Source organism: Amycolatopsis sp. cg13, from assembly GCF_041346965.1.
Taxonomy (GTDB): domain Bacteria; phylum Actinomycetota; class Actinomycetes; order Mycobacteriales; family Pseudonocardiaceae; genus Amycolatopsis.
Genome location: NZ_CP166848.1, coordinates 8,821,636 through 8,839,945, shown reverse-complemented (window position 1 = coordinate 8,839,945; position 18,310 = coordinate 8,821,636). Strand labels below are relative to the sequence as shown.

Annotated in this window: 16 protein-coding genes; 8 read left to right on the top strand and 8 right to left on the bottom strand. The window is 69.3% G+C overall.

Translation table 11 applies throughout. The features are described from left to right. Position 1: 1 nt before the first annotated feature. Positions 2-2,380, bottom strand: a complete 2,379-nt coding sequence (locus AB5I40_RS41325) for a ComEC/Rec2 family competence protein (protein ID WP_370935636.1) — start codon at positions 2,378-2,380, stop codon at positions 2-4. Further along, complete coding sequence (locus AB5I40_RS41320) at positions 2,377-3,363, bottom strand: helix-hairpin-helix domain-containing protein (RefSeq protein ID WP_370935635.1); 987 nt, start codon at positions 3,361-3,363, stop codon at positions 2,377-2,379. The genes AB5I40_RS41325 and AB5I40_RS41320 overlap by 4 nt, the downstream gene beginning before the upstream one ends. A 238-nt stretch (positions 3,364-3,601) precedes the next feature. Here AB5I40_RS41320 and AB5I40_RS41315 point away from each other — a divergent pair, with 238 nt between their 5' ends. Next, a complete protein-coding gene (locus tag AB5I40_RS41315; RefSeq protein ID WP_370935634.1) occupies positions 3,602-4,525 on the top strand; it encodes a GNAT family N-acetyltransferase in 924 nt (307 codons plus the stop codon). Continuing rightward, positions 4,522-5,349 carry a DUF3626 domain-containing protein gene (locus AB5I40_RS41310; protein WP_370935633.1) on the top strand — a complete coding sequence of 276 codons (828 nt, stop codon included), beginning with the start codon at positions 4,522-4,524 and terminating at the stop codon, positions 5,347-5,349. The genes AB5I40_RS41315 and AB5I40_RS41310 overlap by 4 nt, the downstream gene beginning before the upstream one ends. On the opposite strand, the gene AB5I40_RS41305 is transcribed toward AB5I40_RS41310, so the two are convergent. Genes AB5I40_RS41305 through nadD form a run of 5 tightly spaced genes read right to left on the bottom strand, consistent with a single transcriptional unit; the run spans position 5,346 to position 8,591 of the window. After that, entirely contained in the window at positions 5,346-6,191 is an 846-nt protein-coding gene (locus AB5I40_RS41305) for a DegV family protein (protein ID WP_370935632.1), read from the bottom strand. The two genes, AB5I40_RS41310 and AB5I40_RS41305, sit on opposite strands and share 4 nt — an antisense overlap. Positions 6,192-6,195: 4 nt before the next feature. Continuing rightward, positions 6,196-6,924 (bottom strand): diglucosylglycerate octanoyltransferase, encoded by a 729-nt coding sequence (octT, locus tag AB5I40_RS41300; protein WP_116200457.1) that lies wholly within the window; start codon positions 6,922-6,924, stop codon positions 6,196-6,198. Positions 6,925-6,928: 4 nt separating this feature from the next. After that, positions 6,929-7,543 (bottom strand): histidine phosphatase family protein, encoded by a 615-nt coding sequence (locus AB5I40_RS41295; protein ID WP_370935631.1) that lies wholly within the window; start codon positions 7,541-7,543, stop codon positions 6,929-6,931. Further along, positions 7,540-7,947, bottom strand: a complete 408-nt coding sequence (gene rsfS / locus AB5I40_RS41290) for a ribosome silencing factor (protein ID WP_344283800.1) — start codon at positions 7,945-7,947, stop codon at positions 7,540-7,542. Before rsfS ends, AB5I40_RS41295 begins: the two co-directional genes overlap by 4 nt. Positions 7,948-7,991: 44 nt before the next feature. Then, a complete protein-coding gene (nadD, locus tag AB5I40_RS41285) occupies positions 7,992-8,591 on the bottom strand; it encodes a nicotinate-nucleotide adenylyltransferase (protein WP_116200459.1) in 600 nt (199 codons plus the stop codon). Between the two features lie 166 nt (positions 8,592-8,757). Here nadD and AB5I40_RS41280 point away from each other — a divergent pair, with 166 nt between their 5' ends. The 3 genes from AB5I40_RS41280 (at position 8,758) to argS (ending at position 14,875) form a co-directional block, all read left to right on the top strand. Further along, a complete protein-coding gene (locus AB5I40_RS41280; RefSeq protein WP_370935630.1) occupies positions 8,758-10,866 on the top strand; it encodes a RecQ family ATP-dependent DNA helicase in 2,109 nt (702 codons plus the stop codon). 943 nt (positions 10,867-11,809) lie between these two features. After that, entirely contained in the window at positions 11,810-13,099 is a 1,290-nt protein-coding gene (locus AB5I40_RS41275; protein WP_370935629.1) for an MFS transporter, read from the top strand. 57 nt (positions 13,100-13,156) lie between these two features. After that, positions 13,157-14,875 carry an arginine--tRNA ligase gene (argS, locus tag AB5I40_RS41270; protein WP_370935628.1) on the top strand — a complete coding sequence of 573 codons (1,719 nt, stop codon included), beginning with the start codon at positions 13,157-13,159 and terminating at the stop codon, positions 14,873-14,875. Here argS and AB5I40_RS41265 read toward each other — a convergent pair. Next, complete coding sequence (locus AB5I40_RS41265; protein ID WP_370935627.1) at positions 14,872-15,498, bottom strand: TetR/AcrR family transcriptional regulator; 627 nt, start codon at positions 15,496-15,498, stop codon at positions 14,872-14,874. The two genes, argS and AB5I40_RS41265, sit on opposite strands and share 4 nt — an antisense overlap. Positions 15,499-15,613: 115 nt before the next feature. Here AB5I40_RS41265 and AB5I40_RS41260 point away from each other — a divergent pair, with 115 nt between their 5' ends. Genes AB5I40_RS41260 through AB5I40_RS41250 form a run of 3 tightly spaced genes read left to right on the top strand, consistent with a single transcriptional unit; the run spans position 15,614 to position 18,301 of the window. Further along, positions 15,614-16,408: an enoyl-CoA hydratase-related protein gene (locus AB5I40_RS41260; RefSeq protein WP_370935626.1), complete on the top strand. Its 795-nt coding sequence runs from the start codon at positions 15,614-15,616 to the stop codon at positions 16,406-16,408. Positions 16,409-16,410: 2 nt separating this feature from the next. Further along, positions 16,411-17,556, top strand: a complete 1,146-nt coding sequence (locus AB5I40_RS41255) for an acyl-CoA dehydrogenase family protein (protein WP_370935625.1) — start codon at positions 16,411-16,413, stop codon at positions 17,554-17,556. 10 nt (positions 17,557-17,566) lie between these two features. Then, complete coding sequence (locus AB5I40_RS41250; protein WP_370935624.1) at positions 17,567-18,301, top strand: SDR family NAD(P)-dependent oxidoreductase; 735 nt, start codon at positions 17,567-17,569, stop codon at positions 18,299-18,301. The last annotated feature ends 9 nt before the right edge of the window (positions 18,302-18,310 follow it).

Below are 18,310 nucleotides of genomic sequence, written 5' to 3'. Positions count from 1 at the left end.
ACTACCGCGGCGGACCCCGCGGCTCGCCCCGGCGCGCGACCGCCGGTCCGCTTCCCGCGGGAAGAACGGCGGTATCACCGTCGACATCGGTCCGGGTGACCAGCACTCCCATCGTTCCGAGAACGTCCACTGTGGACTTGCTCGGATGTCCGTATCCGTTTCCCGCGCCGACACTGATCAGCGCTGTGCGCGGCCGCACCGCCGCGAGGAACTGCGGCAGCGAATACCTCGAACCGTGGTGCGGCACCTTCAGCACGTCAGCCCGCAGGTCGACACCCTCGGCGAGCAGGTCCGCTTGTGCGGCCAATTCCACGTCTCCGGTCAGCAAAACCCGGCCGGCCGGGGTGTCCGCGCGCAGGACCACCGAACTGTTGTTGATCATCGTGCCGTCCTGCAACGCCGGTGACCGAGCGGTGGCGTAGCGCGGACCCAGCACGTCCAGCGACAATCCCGGCCATTCCAGCCGTTGCCCCTCGCTCAACTGCATCAGCGGCACGCCACGACGCCGCGCTTCACCGGAAACCGACTGCCACGCCCACGCCGGAGCACGACCGGGCCCTACCGCGATCGCACCGACCGCCCGTCCCTCGAATACCGAGGCGAGACCGCCGATGTGATCCGCGTGCAGGTGGCTCAGCACGAGCAGCGGCACCCGTTCGACGCCCAGCCTCCGCAAGCATTCGTCGACCGGCCCCGGCTCCGGCCCGGTGTCGACGACCACGGCGCGGCCCGGCTCGGCCGTCGCGAGGACGATCGCATCCCCTTGTCCGACATCGCATTCCACCATCGCCCAACCATCCGGCGGCCAGCCAGGAGCCAGTACCTTGGCTGGCACGACCGTCAGCAGCACGACGACCAATCCGATCGCCACCAGCAGTCGGAGCCGGCGAAACCTTGCCGCTACTACGACTGCGACCAGCAGGGCCGCCGCGCACAATCCGCCCCACCAGCCACCGGGCCAGGACAGCGCGGCCCCGGGTGCTCTCGCGCCATGCCTGGCGACGGTGATCAGCCACCGGGCCTCCGGGTCCGCCAGGTGGATCAGCACCTGTCCGGCGCCTGGCCACCAGGGCCCGACGACTGTCGCCAGAACACCCAGCACGGTGACCGGCGCGACCACTGGCGCCGCGAGGACATTGGTGACGACTGAGACCAGGCTGACCGTGCCCGCCATCCCGGCGATGACTGGCGCGGTGACCACGAACGCGGCCAGCGGGACAGCGAGGCCTTCGGCGTAACCGGGCGGAACTCCCCGTCGTACCAGCGAATCCGCCCAGCGCGGCGCGAGCAGCACCAGCCCAGCTGTGGCGAGAACCGAGAGCGCGAAACCGAAATTTGCTGCCATCGTCGGATCCCACGCCACCAGTACGCACACTGCGAACGCCAGCGCGGGCAGCGCTGAACCACGCCGTCCCAGAGCCAGCGCGAGCAAACCGATGCCGCCCATGACGCCTGCCCGCACCACACTTGGTTCAGGGCCCACCAGGACGAGGAATCCCGCCAGGCAGGTACCAGCCGCTGCTGCGGAAAACCTTGGGCCCGCTCGAACCAATCGACACAGCAGCAGGACGGCCCCGCCGATGATGACGAGATTTCCACCGCTCACCGCCATCAGATGGGTGAGCCCCGAGGCGGTGAACTCGCTCTCGACCCGTTGCGGCAACGCGCTCGTGTCGCCTAGCACCAGTCCGGGCAGCAACCCCGCTGGTTCCTCCGGCAGGACCGCGCACAGCGAGTGCAAACTGTTGCGCAGGGCCGCAGCGGCGCGCTGCCACCACGGTGCTGCTCCGACGTCGGTCGGCGCGGCACGGACGGAGAGCACTGCGGCGGTCAGCTCGCCGCCGCGGGCGGGCAGGAGCCGTCCGGACGTCGTCACTTCCTGGCCTGGAAGCAGACCGTTCCATCCCTCGACCGGTGCCAGCAACAGAACCCGGCCGGTCGATTCGACTGGCTGACCGTCCACTGTGGCCGTAGTGACGCGGGCGGGGATCGCGACTGACCGGGAGCCTGCCTGCTGATCGGCGTAGCCAGCCTGGTGGATCGGCCGTGGACGCTCGCTGATCTCGACCCGCAGTGTCGCGGTGACGCCATGGGCAGCGGCGGCTCCCAGCGGGTCGGATGCTGCGTCGTGAATGCGCAGGGCCGTTGGCACTGCGGCAATGAGGCCCACTAGCAGCAGCGCTCCCCCGGCACCTACGTATCGGGAACGGCCGCGCGCCAGAAGCACCACGGCTCCGATGACCGCTACGGCTCCGACTACGGTTGCGGCCCACCAGCCGAGTTGCAGTCCGGCGAGGGTGGCCGCCCATCCGGCGACGGCTGCGGGGACGAGGCGGAAATCGTGGTCACGCCGCGACTTTTCCTCGGTTTCCAGCTTCATCCGACGGTCACCTGCTCGCGGAGTTTCTGGAATTTGCTTTCGCCGATGCCGTCGACGTCGCGAAGTTGTTCGACGCTCGAGAATCCGCCGTGCTGCGTTCGCCAGTCAGTGATGCGCCGGGCGGTGACCTCGCCGACGCCGGGGAGGCTGTCGAGTTGTTCGGCGGTCGCGGAATTCAGGTCGATCTTGCTGGCTGCAGCGGCGGAACCGGCCGGTGCGGCTTGGGCGGCGGGGACACCGACCGCCAACTGTTCGCCATCGGTGAGTTTGCGGGCGAGGTTCAGCGCGGTCAGGTCGACGCCCGGGTTTGCCCCACCGGCGGCGCGGAGAGCGTCGGCGACACGGGAACCCGATGGGACGGTGACGAGTCCTGGCGAACGCACGTGGCCGACGACGCTGATCACCAGGTTCTCGTTGGTCTTCGACGCATGCGGTGCCTGTGCTCGGGCGGTCGGGAGCGGCGGGGCGATCTCGGCTGCGGGTGAGCGGCCGAAGATCGCCAGGCCACCGGCGATGACGGCGGCGGCTGCCAGCAAGGCCAGGGCGAAGACCATTCCTCGGCGGCCCAGGAAGCCCGGCAGGCCGGTTGCTCCGGGGAGCCAGCGGCGGGTCCATCGCTGTTCGGTGTGTTCCGGCAGCCAGCTGCGAACCAGTTTTCCGCCGGGCAGCTGGCTTTCCGACGGCGACGGGTTGTCGGCAAATGCAGACAGTCCGGTGTGGGAGCCCGTGGGCCGCGCGTGACGTTGGGAGCTCGTCTCAGCTGCTGGCTGGCTGTCCAGATCCGTCCCCCCGGACAGCTGGCTGTCTGCACTTGCCGACAACCGTCCGCGCGCTGACCGGCCCGCGCGGCCGAGGGGCAGCCAGCGGCGTGCCGGACGGTCGCCGGGTCCGGCGGTGTGCGGGACCGCGGCCAGCTGGTCGGCGAGCCAGGTGAGCCTGACGTTGACGGGAGTGCCCGGATCCCGGGCGGGCTGCTCGAACACACGATCGACGCTAGGCGTCGGCCAGCTCGGCGGCGAGAGGCTTCCGCGCGATCTGTGGACAACCCGCCCCTTGGGGACAACTCGGCCGTCACCGGCGGAGACGCGCCGAAATTTGTCGGAGTGCGCGGTCATACTGGCGGGTTCGGCCGCAGGCATCGGTGCTGGAAAAGGGTTCGCACCTGCCGCTGTCATCCGATAGACCTGGCAGTCAGCCGTCGAACGGGAGCATGCCGCAGCTGTGGACCACGCCGAACTGACCTTGCGTCCGATCACCGGGCCGGAAGAACTCGATCTTTTCTGCCAACTTGCCTACGCCCTTGACCACGAACTCGCCGACGACCTCGCCGCCGGACGCCGCAGGCCGGACTGGATGTGGGTCGCGCTTCGCGGCGGCGAACTCGTCGCCAGGGCCGCGTGGTGGGGTCGCGCCGACGAGCCGGTCCCGTTTCTGCTGGACGTTTTCGATCTTGAAGACCCAGCCGTCGGAGCGCGACTGTTGCGAACCGCGATGGCGGAGATTCTGCCCAGAGGTACCAGGCCTCCGGCCTACAACCGGATGATCCCCGCGGAGTGGCGCGAAGAAGCCGCGACCCGAAGCGTCGTCGAAGACCGGATGACCGCGCTCGAACAGACCGGCGCCAAGCTGCTCGCCGAGCGGCTGCGCTTCGAATGGCGACCCGGGACTCCGGTCGCGCCGCCGCGGAACCGGCTGCTCTTCCGTCCGATCCGCGACGCGGACGAGATCCTCGACCTGATGACCCGCGTCCTGGACGGGACGCTCGACGCCCACAGCCGCGACGACCTGACCCGGATGTCCGCCAGGGAAGCTGCGATCCGGCATTACGAGGACGAACTGGCGCATTACCGCAGCCCACGCGACTGGTGGCGAGTCGCCGCCTTGCCCGACGGCACGCCGGTCGGGTTCGTCACCCCGGCGCGCAACAACTACAACCCCATCATCGGGTATCTCGCCGTCCTGCCCGAACACCGCGGCAACGGCTACATCGACGACATTCTCGCCGAGGGCACCCGAATCCTTGCCGCCCAAGAGGTTCCGCGCATCCGGGCGGCGACGGACCTCGACAACATCCCGATGGCGAACGCGTTCCGGCGCGCCGGGTACGTCAACTTCGAGCGCACGATCACGATGGCTTGGCCGTGATCGACACGGAACCCTGGGAACGCGCGGTCGCTCACGTAGCCGCGTTGGCGACTGGCGGCCCGGCGAATCCGGCGTGGCGGGTCACGCTGCATTTCCACCCGGACCGGCTGGTCGGCGGGGTGCCGATCCTGGAAAGCCTGGCGCGCGACGGCCGGTACCGCTCGCAGTTCGAGACCGGCGTCAGCAACGGCGGGCTGACCGCGCATCCCGGAGGAGACCGCTGGCGCTGGGAAAGCCGGTTGTTCGCCGGCGCTTACGACGACGTCGAGGCCACGCATCGGCCGAAATACGGGTCGCTCAATTTCCGCGGGCGAAAGTCGGGCGGCTCGCCTCGGTTCGGCTCGGCGTATCTGCGGCTCGCGCGGCACACGATGTCCCGCACGACTTTCGCTTATCCCGACAGCGTCTTCGAGCCGACTGCTTTCGGCGTCGAGGCGCGCTTGTCCGAACTGGTCGCGATTGCCAAGTCGGACGCGCAAGACGTGCTGGACGACTACATCGAGGCGCAGGTGCACGGCGAGGTGGACCTGGCGCGGGACGTCGAAGCGCTGGTTCTCGATCCGTCCTACCGAGGAACCGAAATCGAGGCGGCGGCCCGAAACCTGGGCACCGTCGAATGGCATGACGGGTTCCGGATCGCCACTGAAGAACTGCTCCGGCATCCCGATTACCGCGGGCCGGAATTCACCGCGCTGGGCGCTGAACTCGCCGAGGACGGGCAACTCGACCCGCGCATCCTCGGGAAAGCCACCGGCCAGGACGACCAAGCTCTCAAACGCGTATGGCACCTGCTCGCGCGATTCGGCAACCAGGAACTCAGCTAGGCGCGCTGCACGACCACGCCGAGCACGCCAGGCCCGGTGTGCGCGCCGATGACCGCGCCGATCTCCGACACCACGCATCCCCCGGCACAGCCCGGAATCGCTTCCTCCAGCCGGTTCGCCAGTTCGACGGCGCGTTCCGGCGAAGCAAGATGGTGCACCGCCAGCTCGACCGGCCCCGTCCCCGCCGCCTGCACGGACAACTCGACCAAGCGCCCGATCGCGCGGTTCATCGTGCGCACTTTCTCCAGCGGCAGGATCCGGCCGCCGGACATGTGCAGCACCGGTTTCACCGCCAGCGCGGTGCCGAGCAACGCCGCGGCCGAGCCGATGCGGCCGCCACGGCGCAGGTGTTCCAACGTCTCGACCACGAACAACGTCGACGACCGGTCGGCCGCTTCCGTTGCGACCGCTTCGACCTCGGCCGGGCCGGCTCCGGAGGCGGCGGCGTCCGCGGCGTGCAGGGCGGCGAAGCCCAAACCCATCGCTGTGGTGCGGGAATCGACCACGCGAACCCGGTCCGAGCCGACTTCTTCCGCGGCCAGAACGGCGGCTTCCCAGGTGCCGGACAGCTCTCTCGACAGGTGCACGGACACGACCGCGTCCGCACCCGCGTCGAGCGCGGCCCGGAATTCGGTGGCGAATTCGGCCGGAGTGGGCCGGGAAGTCGTGACGATCTTGCGCTCCCCCAGCGCTTCCGCGAGCGCGGCGGGACCCATTTCGACGCCGTCGAGCGAGCACACGCCTTCCACCAGGACGTGCAGAGGCACCACCCGCACCGAGTGCCGCTCGGCGAAGCCTTCGGGCAGGTGCGCGGTGGAGTCCGTGACCACGGCGACCGACACGTCGTCAGCCTACGTTGCCAGAGCCGAGGTGCGGCGCAACGAGCTTCGCCATCGCAGTTCCAACAGCTTCGTGCCCCGCCCATCCCCAGTGCATGCCGTCGGGATTTCCCGCGCCGCTCAAGACATGTTCGCCAACCACGCCGGGCGTGTCGAGCAACGGCACTTCGCGTCGCGCGGCCCACGAAGCGAGCGCAGCGGCTGCTTCGGCGCGTCCCGTGTGTACGCGTCCGTACGCATCAGCGCGGTGCACCGAAGGCAGCATGCCGAACACCGGCAACTCAGGGCGTAGCGCGCGCAACGCTTCGACGGACTGGTCCAGATAGCTCACGCTCAGCCGCGCAGGAAGCACGCGAGGACGCCCGCGCATCACGACAGACAACCGTGGCTGCGCAGCGAGATAGGCACCGCGTACAACGCGACGCACGCCGTCGGGGCGAAGGTAACGAAGCCCCTGACGCAAATAAGTCGGCAGAGGCGACGGCAGTGTGTCCATGTGACCGACGGCGAGCACGACAGCGTCGACGCGACGCAGATCCGCCCACACGCGCGGGTCACCAGTAAGGGACCACCACAGGTCGCGCGCGGTCCAGCCGATGCCGGCGACGAGATCGGCTTGTCCGGACAGCGCGTTCGCGGCGACGTTGGGCCACAGGCGCGGATCGTCGGCCGCGCAAGGGCCCTCGGGGCCGTGGAAACAGAGTGAATCGCCGAAGACGAGCAGCTGCGGGCTCATCGGGTCAGCCGGTGATGCCCGCGTTGTACGCGTGCAACCGCCACTTCCCCTCGCGGTGGCCGAGTTCGACCCAGTGGCAGTTCATGATCCCGCCGAGCGACGGCCAGACCTCGACCGGAAGGCCGAGCAGCTTCGCGGTGAGCGCCAGGATCAGGCCGCCGTGCGAGGCGAGCAGGACCGATTCGCCGACGTCGGAGTTCGGCTGCATCAGGTCGTTGACCACCTCGGCGGCGCGTTCGGCGACCTCGACCCGGGATTCGCCGCCGGGCGGGGCCCACGCGGCGTTGGTGCGCCACAGCCGGCGGTCGCCGGGATAGCCCTCGTCGACCTCGGCTCCGGTCAGGCCCTGCCACTCGCCGAGGTGGGTCTCGCGCAGCCGCTTGTCGATCTGCAGCGGCACGCCGATCGCCTCGGTAAGCACCGTCGCGGTGTCGGTGGCGCGGCGCAGATCGGACGCGATCACGAGCTCCGGCGCGAACCGCGCGAGCGCGGGCACGGCGAAGCGGGCCTGGTTCCAGCCGACCGGGGTCAGCGCCGAATCGAGGTGTCCCTGCATGCGGCCGGCGGCGTTGTAGTCCGTCTCGCCGTGCCGCCAGAGCAGCAGCCGCCGCGGGCTCACGCCTCCGGACCGTCCGCGTCGTCGGTGTCGTTGGCGGGAACCGTCGCCAGCCCTTCGACCTCGATCCGCGGGCAGTCCTTCCACAGCCGCTCGAGGCCGTAGAACGAGCGCTCGTCCGCGTGCTGGACGTGCACGACGACGTCGACGTAGTCGAGCAGCACCCAGCGGCCCTCGCGGGCGCCTTCGCGCCGGACCGGCTTGTGCCCCTCGATGCGGAGCTTCTCTTCCACGTTGTCGACGATCGCGCCGACTTGGCGCTCGTTGGCCGCGGACGCGATCACGAACGCGTCGGTGATCACGAGCTGCTCGGACACGTCCAGGACGACCACGTCGCTGGCCAGCTTGTCGGCCGCCGCGTGCGCGGCCGCCACCGCCAGGTCCCGTGCCTCGGACGTCGCTGCCACAGTGCTCCTTCAGATTCGGGGTATGCCCGGACGAGGGTACCCGGTCAGGCCTCGGCGTCCTTGCGGTAGAGGTCCTTCTTGGCGATGTAGCGCACAACGCCGTCGGGCACGAGGTACCAGACCGGCTCGCCGCGCTCGACGCGTTCGCGGCATCCGGTGGACGAGATGGACATGGCGGTGACCTCGACGAGGCTCACCTTGCCGCTCGGCAGATGGTGCGAGTTGAGCCGGTAGCCCGGGCGGGTGACGCCGATGAAATGCGCGAAGGTGAACAGCTCGTCGGCCTTGTGCCAGGTGAGGATCTGCTCGAGCGCGTCGGCCCCGGTGATGAAGAACAGCTCGTCGTCCGGGTACTCCTCGTGCAGGTCCCGCAGCGTGTCGACGGTGTAGGTCTGGCCGCCGCGGTCGATGTCGACCCGGCTCACCGAGAAGACCGGGTTGGACGCGGTGGCGATGACCGTCATCAGGTAGCGGTCCTCGGCGCGCGTGACGCGGCGGCCGGACTTCTGCCACGGCTGCCCGGTCGGCACGAAGATGACCTCGTCGAGCGCGAACCGCGACTGGACCTCGCTGGCCGCGACGAGGTGGCCGTGGTGCACGGGGTCGAAGGTGCCGCCCATGACCCCGATCCGGCGTGGTGACATAGCCGGTGAGCCTATACGCGCGGGCACGCGAGGGCTTCCCGTCGCGGCTGCGACCTAGGTTACTGTTGTGACATGAGTCACATAACTCTGCGTTTCCGGCCGGAAACTGTCCGTTCCGGGTCGGTCGGCTCCGGGATTGTCGGGGGCATGGGGTAGACCGGGGGGCGTGGACACCACCGAAGCTCTCCGGACCCGCGCCGAGACCCTGCTCCGCGCGCTCGCCGGGGACAACGCCGCCCTCCGAGAGGACCAGTGGACCGCCATCGAGGCACTGGTCGCGCACCATCGGCGCGCGCTCGTCGTGCAGCGCACCGGCTGGGGAAAGTCGGCCGTGTACTTCCTGGCCACCGCGCTGCTGCGGGAACAGGGAGCGGGGCCGACGGTCATCGTGTCGCCGCTGCTCGCCCTGATGCGCAACCAGATCTCCGCCGCCGCGCGGGCGGGGATCCACGCCGCCACCATCAACTCGGCGAACGCGCAGGAGTGGGACCAGGTCCAGGCGTCGGTGGCCGCGGGCGAGGTGGACGTGCTGCTGGTCAGTCCTGAACGGCTCAACAACCCGGACTTCCGCGACAGCGTGCTGCCGAAGCTCACCGCCAGCGCCGGTCTCCTGGTGGTGGACGAGGCGCACTGCATTTCGGACTGGGGCCACGATTTCCGGCCGGACTACCGGAGGCTGCGCACCCTGCTGGGCGACCTGCCGGAAGGCGTGCCGGTGCTGGCCACCACCGCGACCGCGAACGACCGGGTGGCCACGGACGTCGCCGAGCAGCTCGGCATCGGCGGCGAGACGGACACGCTCGTCCTGCGCGGTCCGCTCGACCGGGAAAGCCTGCGCCTGGCGGTGGCCGAACTGCCGAGCGACGAGGCGCGGCTGGCCTGGCTCGCCGAGCATCTGGCGGAACTGCCGGGGTCGGGCATCATCTACACGCTCACCGTCGCCGCCGCGCACGACGTCGCGGCGCTGCTGTCCGATCGCGGCTATCCGGTGGCCGCCTACACCGGGAAGACCGATCCGGCCGACCGCCAGGCCGCGGAGGACGACCTGCTGGAGAACCGGGTCAAGGCGCTGGTGGCGACGTCGGCGCTCGGGATGGGGTTCGACAAGCCGGACCTCGGGTTCGTGGTGCACCTCGGCGCGCCGTCGTCGCCGATCGCCTACTACCAGCAGGTCGGCCGCGCCGGTCGTGGCGTCGAGCGGGCCGAGGTGGTGCTGCTGCCCGGGCGGGAGGACAAGGCGATCTGGGCGTACTTCGGATCGCTGGCGTTCCCGGACGAGCTGCGCGTCACGCAGGTGCTCAACGCGCTCGCGTACTCCGACCGTCCACTTTCGACAGCCGCGCTGGAGCCGTCGGTCGAGCTTTCCCGGTCGCGGCTGGAAATGGTGCTGAAGGTGCTCGATGTGGACGGTGCGGTGCGCCGGGTGCGCGGCGGCTGGGAAAGCACCGGGCAGCCGTGGGAGTACGACCGGGAACGGTACGAACGCGTCGGCGTCGCGCGGGCGGCCGAGCAGGAGGCGATGCTCGGCTACATCCGCACGGGCGGGTGCCGGATGGAGTATCTGCGGCGGCAGCTCGACGATCTGGAGGCAGTGCCGTGCGGCCGGTGCGACAACTGCACCGGAGAGCATTGGAACACGGCGGTGTCCGAGGAAGTCGCGGGCGAGACGCGCGCACGGCTGGACCGGCCCGGGGTCGCGGTGGCGCCGCGGAAGCAGTGGCCGAGCGGGATGAAAGGGCTCGACGTGCCGCTGTCGGGCCGGATTGCCGCCGGCGAACTGGCCGAACAGGGACAGGTGCTGGGCCGGCTCACGGACGTGGGCTGGGGCGGCCGGCTGCGCGACCTGCTCGGCCCGGGCGCGCCGGACGCCGAGGTCCCCGACTCGGTTTTCGACGCGTGCGTGAAAGTGCTCGCGGGATGGCAGTGGGCGCAACGTCCGGTGGCGGTGGTGGCGATCCCGTCGGCGACGCGGCCGCAATTGGTGGACAGCCTCGCGCTCCGGCTGTCGGCGATCGGACGGCTGGACTATCTGGGAGAGCTGGCGTCGGCCGGACCGCCGCCTCGGCAGGCGAACAGCGCCCAGCGGCTGGCTGATTTGTGGCGAAGGCTGAGCCTGCCGGAGGACGTGGCGGCGAGCGTCGCGCAGGCGCAGGGGCCGGTGCTGCTGGTGGACGATCTGATCGACACCGGCTGGACGATGACGCTGGCGGCGCGGCTGCTGCGGAAGGCCGGGGCGGAGGGGGTGTTGCCGTTCGCGTTGGCGACCACTGCTTGAGGTGCGGCGCGGTCTGGGTGGCTGGGCCGGTTCGGCTTGAGGCGCCCTGGGATCTGGACAGCTGGCCAGGTTTGGCTTGGGATGCCCTGGGCGGTTGGGCGGGATGGCCTCGAAGTGCGCTGAAACCTGGGTGGCTGGCCGGGATCGGCTTGCGATGCGCCGGGCATGGGCGACCGGGCGGGGCGGCCTTGAAATGCGCTGTGGCCTGGGTGTCCGGGCGCGATCGGTTTGAGCGGAGCTGGGACCTGGGCGAGATGGGTTTGAGCGTGCGGCGGGCCGGTGCCGAATGAGGCCGTGTTCGCGGCGGGAGCGAGCCCGGGCCACGGCTAGTCCTGGCGGATTGATCCGGTCCGGTGCGCGAGCGCTGCATCGGTGATGCCGCTGCGGCATCTGCCTCGGCTGTGCGCCCGATCCGTGCCACGCGACTGCGGCCGTTCATGTGGTCACGGGTTGCCATGCCGCACGAACGAAGCGGGGCGGGGCGGGGCGGGGCGGGGCGGGGACAAGTATCGGCCTAGCAGCCCGGCGGCGGGGCTCAGCCGGAGCGACCTGGCGTCCATGTCGCCATGCAGTCTGCGCACGGCGGCCCGCGCGCCGCCGCCCGTCCCCGACGCGGGCCTGTCTCCGCCACGGCAACCGTCGGTGCCGCCACGCAGTGGCCGCGCGGCGACTGCCCGCGCCGCCACACCCCCATGGCAACCACCCGAGCCGCCGCACATGCCCCCTCCCCGGTGGCGACCGCACGCGCCTCCCCGCGTGGCGATCGTTCGCGCCGACACCCGTGTCTCCGCAAGATCCCCCTGCGGCAAAAGCATTCCCGCATCACGTACCGCAGTGGGACAAGCACCAACTGCCATCATGGGGCGGGATCTACCGATCTCCGGGCATTTCTGGCAAAGTCCCGTTCCACTCGGCGGACGTGCGGACGTGTGGAGGTTGCCCGATGGCCGGTCCTACGACCGAAGGCGTCGCCCGGCATCGGTTGCCGGTGCGGAAGTTGTTCGCTGCCAGTGCGGGCAATGCGCTCGAGTGGTTCGACTGGACGATCTACGCGACCTTCAGCATCTACTTCGCCGGCGCGTTCTTCCCTCCCGGCAACGAAACGCTCGCACTGATCAACACGTTCGCCACCTACGCGCTCGCGTTCTTCTTCCGGCCCCTCGGCGGCGTGCTCCTCGGGCGCTTCGCCGACGTGCACGGGCGCAAGCCCGCCATGTTGCTCACCATTTCGCTGATGGCGGGCGGGTCGGTCGCGATCGGCGTGCTTCCGACGTTCGCGCAGGTCGGGTGGCTGGCTCCGATTCTCCTGCTGCTCGCGCGGATCGCGCAGGGGCTTTCGCTCGGCGGGGAAGTATCCAACGCCTCCGCGTACCTCGGCGAGGTCGCGCCCAAGGAGCGGCGCGGGCGGTACTCCTCCTTCTTCTACATCTCCACCGGCTCCGCAGTGCTCATCGCGACGGTGCTCGGGTTCGTGCTCGCCCGCACGATGGACAAGGCGCATCTCACCTCGTTCGGCTGGCGGATTCCGTTCCTGCTCGGCGGTGTGCTCGGGCTGGTCGGGCTGTGGCTGCGGCGCAGTCTCGAAGAAACCGAGCTGTACCACGAGAAAAAGGAAACGGCACGACGCGTTCGGCGGCCGTTGCTCACCACGGTCACTCAGCATCCGCGGGCGGTCGGGCAGCTCATCGGGTTCTCGATGCTCTCGACGCTTTGCTACTACACCTTCTTCAGCGCCCTCACGTCCTTCGCGGTCAAGGGACGCGGCGCGAACGACGTCGACACCTTCCTCGCGCTTTCCATCGCGACCGCCCTCTTCGTCGTCCTCCAGTACCCGATGGGCGCGCTCGCCGACCGGCACGGGCGGCGGCCTCAACTGCTGGTCTGGTCCGGGGCGACGGCGCTGGTGATCGTGCCGCTCTCTTACCTCGTGCGGCCCGGGTTCGGGAATCTGCTCATCGTGTTCTGCGTCGGCCTCGCGCTTTACACCGCGATGACCTCGCTGGCGCCGGCGATCATGAGCGAGCTCTTCCCCACCGAACTGCGCGGGCTCGGCATCGGCGCTTGGTACAACCTGACCGTCGCCGTGTTCGGCGGGACCGCGCCGCTCGTGCTCAGCGCGCTGTCCGCGGCGGGCGCTGCCACTGCCTTCTTCTGGTACGTCGCCGTCGCGGCGGCGATCGCGTTCTTCGTGATCCTCCGGATGCCCGAAACGAAGGGCAGCGAACTGCGGTAAACCCGCTCGCGCGCGGTCGGTAGGCTTCACCGATCGACTACGCGAAGGAGGGACACCGTGCGCAAGCCCGAGGTTAGTGAGGAACTGGCCCGACGCGTGGTGGCCTCGCTCCGCCGCGCGTTCGACGTCGACCTCGACCCGTCCGAGGCGCTCATCGCGGTGTCCACTCGCGACGGTGTCGACTACCAGTGCAACCTGGCGATGAGCCTCGGCAAACGGCTCGGCAAACCGCCGCGCGAGGTCGCGGCCGGGATCGTCGAGAACCTGGAGCTGGACGGCGTCGCCGAGCAGCCCGAGATCGCCGGGCCCGGATTCCTGAACTTCGTGCTGCGCCGCGAATGGCTCGAGCAGCGCGTCGCCGAGCAATCACAAGACGACCGGCTCGGGGTCGCCGAGGCCGAGCAGCCGCGCCGGATCGCGCTCGACTACAGCAGTCCCAACGTCGCCAAGGAAATGCACGTCGGGCACGTGCGCTCCACGGTGATCGGCGACGCGATCAGCAGGCTGCTGCGCTTCGTCGGCCACGAAGTGCTGCCGCACAACCATCTCGGCGACTGGGGCACGCCGTTCGGCATGCTCATCGAGCACCACCTGGACGAACCGTCCGGCGACCGCAGCGACCTCAACGCGTTCTACCAGGCCGCGCGCCGGAAGTTCGACGCCGACGAGGCCTTCGCGACCCGCTCCCGCGAGCGCGTCGTGAAACTCCAGAGCGGCGACGCGGACACGCTCGCCTTCTGGCAGGAACTCGTCGACGAGTCGACAAGGCACTTCAACGCGGCCTACCGCCAGCTCGGCATCACGCTCACCGACGACGACATCTACGGCGAAAGCTTCTACAACCCGTACCTGGGCGAGGTCGTCGACGAACTCGAGGCCGACGGGCTCACCGAGATCAGCGACGGCGCGGTTTGCGTGTTCCCTGAAGGCTTCACCAACCGCGAAGGCGACCGGCTCCCGCTGATCGTCCGCAAGCGCGACGGCGGCTACGGCTACGCGGCCACCGACCTCGCCACTGTCCGGTACTGGACTGCCGAACGCGGCGCGACCGATCTGCTGTACGTCGTCGGCACGCCGCAGGCGCAGCACTTCGCGATGATCTTCGCGGTGGCGCGCGCGGCGGGCTGGCTCGAGGGCGTGCACGCCGAGCACATCGGATTCGGCTCGATCCTCGGCGCGGACGGCAAGGTGATGCGCACCCGCGCCGGCGAGACGATCAAGCTCTCCAGCCTGCTCGACGAAGCGGTGGCGCAGGCCGCGGAAGTCGTTGCGGAGCGCAGTGAACTCAGCAAGGAAGAGCAGCAGGAGGTCGCGCGCGCAGTCGGGATCGGCGCGGTGAAGTACGCCGACCTTTCCAGTGACCGCGAACGCGACTATGTCTTCGACTGGGACCGCATGCTCGCCAAGGACGGCAACACGTCTGTCTACCTGCAGTACGCGCACGCGCGAATCGAGTCGATCCTCGCCAAGGCAGGCGAAACCAACGACAACGCGTCAGTCCTGCTGAAAGAACCGGCAGAACGCGCGCTCGCACTGACGCTGTTGCGGTTCAGCGAAGCGATCAGCGCGGCGACGTCCGCGTACGCGCCGCACAAGCTGTGTACGTACCTGTACGACACCGCAGTCACCTTCTCGCGCTTCTACGAACAGTGCCCAGTGCTAACTGCAGAAACGCCGGAGCTGCGTGCTTCGCGGGTACAGCTGGCCACGCTCACGTCGCGCACGCTCGTGCAGGGCTTGGCGTTGCTCGGCATCGAGGCCCCGCGCCGCCTCTAGCGTACGAGCGGTCCGATGTGGACGAGCGCCATCAACGTATCGGCGACCTCGTCCACCGCTTTTCCTCGCGCGGCGGACGGCAGTTCACCGCACCACGTCGGTGCCTGGCTCATCGCTGCGTGCATGCACTGCAGCACGGTGTCGACGCTGGTGACGGCGAACTCGCCTCCCGCCAGGCCTTCTTCGATCAGCGCGCGGAACAGCGCGTCGTGGCGGAGGCGGAGTTCCTTGATGCGTTCGCGTTGCGCGCTCGGCCATTCGCGCGGCATCAGGAACAGCCGCAGCGCTGCCGGATAGTCGTTGACCGCGATCGTGACGTGCTCGTGGATCAACGCGCGCAACCGGACTTCCGGCGTGCCGTCAGTGCGTTCGAGCAACTGCTCCAGCCGGGCCGTCCACTCGTCGCCGAGCGTCTCGATCGCCGCGGTGCCTAGCTCGTCCTTGCTGGAGAAGTAGTAGTACAGCGAGCCCTTCGTGACATCGAGGCGCTCGGCGACATGCTCCAGGCTCACCGCGTCGTAGCCGCGTTCGCCGAACAGCTCGGCCGCCGCCGTCAGGATCTCCTGGATCCGCTTGCCCCGTTTGCGCTGCACACGCTCGGACGGCGGTTTCACCGCGCCCATCCTGCCCCTCCCGGTTCTCCGCTGTCCCGAAAGCCTACCGGTTGACCATAGATTCAACTCTTGACTCTACAGTCAAATTTTGTCACCGTGGTCAGACGACAGACGGGAGCGGACGATGGAGTTCGAGGACATCCGGTACGAAATCGACGGCCCGGCCGCCGTCGTCACGATCGACCGGCCGGAGCGCTACAACGCCTTTCGCGGGCGGACGGTCGACGAGCTGATCAAGGCGTTCCGCCTGGCGTGGGCGGACAAACAGGTGCAGGCGGTGATCCTCACCGGCACCGGCGAGAAGGCGTTCTGCACCGGCGGCGACGTCAAACAGCGCGCGGAGACCGGCGACTACGGCCCCACCGAGAGCGGCATGTTCGAGATCGGCAACCTGCACAAGCTCATCCGCGACATCCCGAAACCAGTGATCGCCGCGGTCAACGGCGTCGCGATCGGCGGCGGGCACGTGCTGCACGTCCTGTGCGACGTCACGATCGCCAGCGAGACCGCGCGATTCGGCCAAGCCGGTCCGCGGGTCGGGTCGTTCGACGCCGGGTTCGGTTCGGCGTATCTCGCGCGGGTCGTCGGCGAGAAGAAGGCGCGCGAGATCTGGTTTTTCTGCCGCCAGTACGACGCGGCCGAGGCGGAGCGGATGGGGCTGGTCAACGCCGTCGTCCCGCCGGGCGAACTGCTCAAGACCGCCAAAGCCTGGGCCGACGAAGCTGCCGAGAAGAGCCCGACCGCACTGCGTTTTCTCAAGCAGTCCTTCAACGCCGACACCGACCACCAAGCCGGACTGTCCAATTTGGCCATGTCCGCGCTCGACCTGTTCACCGCCTCGCCGGAGGGCTTGGAAGGTGCGCAAGCGTTTGCGGAGAAGCGCAAGCCGGACTTCGTCTCGCACGTGAACTGGCACTGACCATGGACTTCACGTTCACCGACGACGAGGACGCCTACCGGAACGAGCTGCGCCGGTTCGCGACGAAAGTCCTTGCCCCGCATTACCAATCCGATGACAAGGCGGCGAAGCTGCGGCCCCAACTCGTCGCGGACCTGGCATCGATGGGCCTGACCGGCTTGCGCATCCCGGAACGGCACGGCGGCCAGGAGGCCAGCGCGGTCGTCGCCGGGATGGCGGCCGAGGAGGTCGCGCGCGGCGACTTCAACGCGGCGTATCTCATCATCGTCAGCGCGCTGGTCAGCGACATCCTCACCCGCAACGCGACCGAGGAGCAGCAGGCCGCGTGGCTGCCGCCGATCGCGTCCGGCGAGGTCGTGCCCGCGTTCTGCATCACCGAACCCGGGCACGGCACCGACGCGGCGAAGCTGGAGATGAAAGCCGAACCGGACGGCGACGGCTGGCGGCTGACCGGCGAGAAAACGTCGATCACGCTGGGGATGTCCGCCGACGTCGCGCTCGTGCTCGCCCGCACCGGCGGCCCCGGGGCACGCGGCGTCAGTGCGTTCTGGGTCGAACTGGACGACGCGTATGTCTCGCGGGCGGCGTTCGACGATCTCGGCAGCCGGGCCATCGGACGCGCGTCACTGCACTTCGACGGACTGCCAGTCGCCAAGGAAGCGTTAGTCGGCGGCGAGGGCCAGGGGTTCGTCTCCGTGATGCAGGGATTCGACTATTCGCGCGCGATCATCGGACTCGCCTGCCTTGGCGCGGCGCAGGTTTCGCTCGACGAGGCACTGCAGTGGTCCCGCGACCGCGAGGCGTTCGGCAGTCCGATCGGCACCTTCCAAGGCGTCGCGTTCCCGCTCGCCGAGCAGGCGACGTACCTGCGCGGAGCCCGGCATGTCTGTTACGAAGCGTTGTGGCGCAAGGACAACGACGTCGAGCACAGCACTGAGGCGGCGATGGCGAAGTTCTGGGCGCCGAAGCTCGCCGCGGAGACCATCCACCAGTGCCTGCTCACGTTCGGGCACCTCGGGTACTCCAGCGAAAGCCCGGTCGGGCAGCGGCTTCGCGACGTGATCGGCCTCGAAATCGGCGACGGCACCGCGCAGGTGTCGAAGCTCGTCATCGCGCGCAACCTGCTCGGCCGCGCCTACGCACCCTAATGGAGACAGCATGTTGAAGGACAAAGTCATCATCGTGACCGGCGCAGGTCAGGGCATCGGCCGCGGCATCGCCGAGAAGCTGGCCGCCGAGGGCGCGACCGTCGTGGTCAGCGACATCAACGAGACCACCGCGAAGGAAACGGCGGCCGCGATCGGCGGGCTCGGGGTGAAGACCGACGTCACGTCCCCCGAATCCGTCGCCGCCGCGGTCGAGCAGGTCCGCGCGCAGTTCGGCCGGATCGACGTGCTGGTCAACAACGCCGGCTGGGACAAGGCGGGCCCGTTCGTCGAGTCCGACCGTGCCGATTGGGACCGCGTCGTGCAGATCAACCTCTACGGCGTGCTCAACACCTGCCGCGAGGTCTTGCCGGTGATGGCCGAGCAGGGCTTCGGTTCCGTGGTCAACATCGCGTCCGACGCCGGTCGCGTCGGTTCGTCCGGCGAGGCGGTGTACTCGGCGGCGAAGGGCGGCATCATCGCGTTCACGAAGTCGATCGCCCGGGAACTGGCGCGCAGCAAGGTAAACGCGAACGTCGTCTGCCCCGGTCCCGCTGACACCGAACTGTTCGCCTCGCTCGGCGGCGACAACCCGAAACTGCGCGAAGCACTGACGAAAGCCATCCCGTTCCGGCGGCTCGCGCAGCCGTCCGACATCGCGAACGTGGTCGCCTTCCTGGCCTCCGACGAGGCCGCCTACGTCACCGGCCAGACCGTCAGCGTCAGCGGCGGCCTCACCATGAGCTGACCCGGAGCC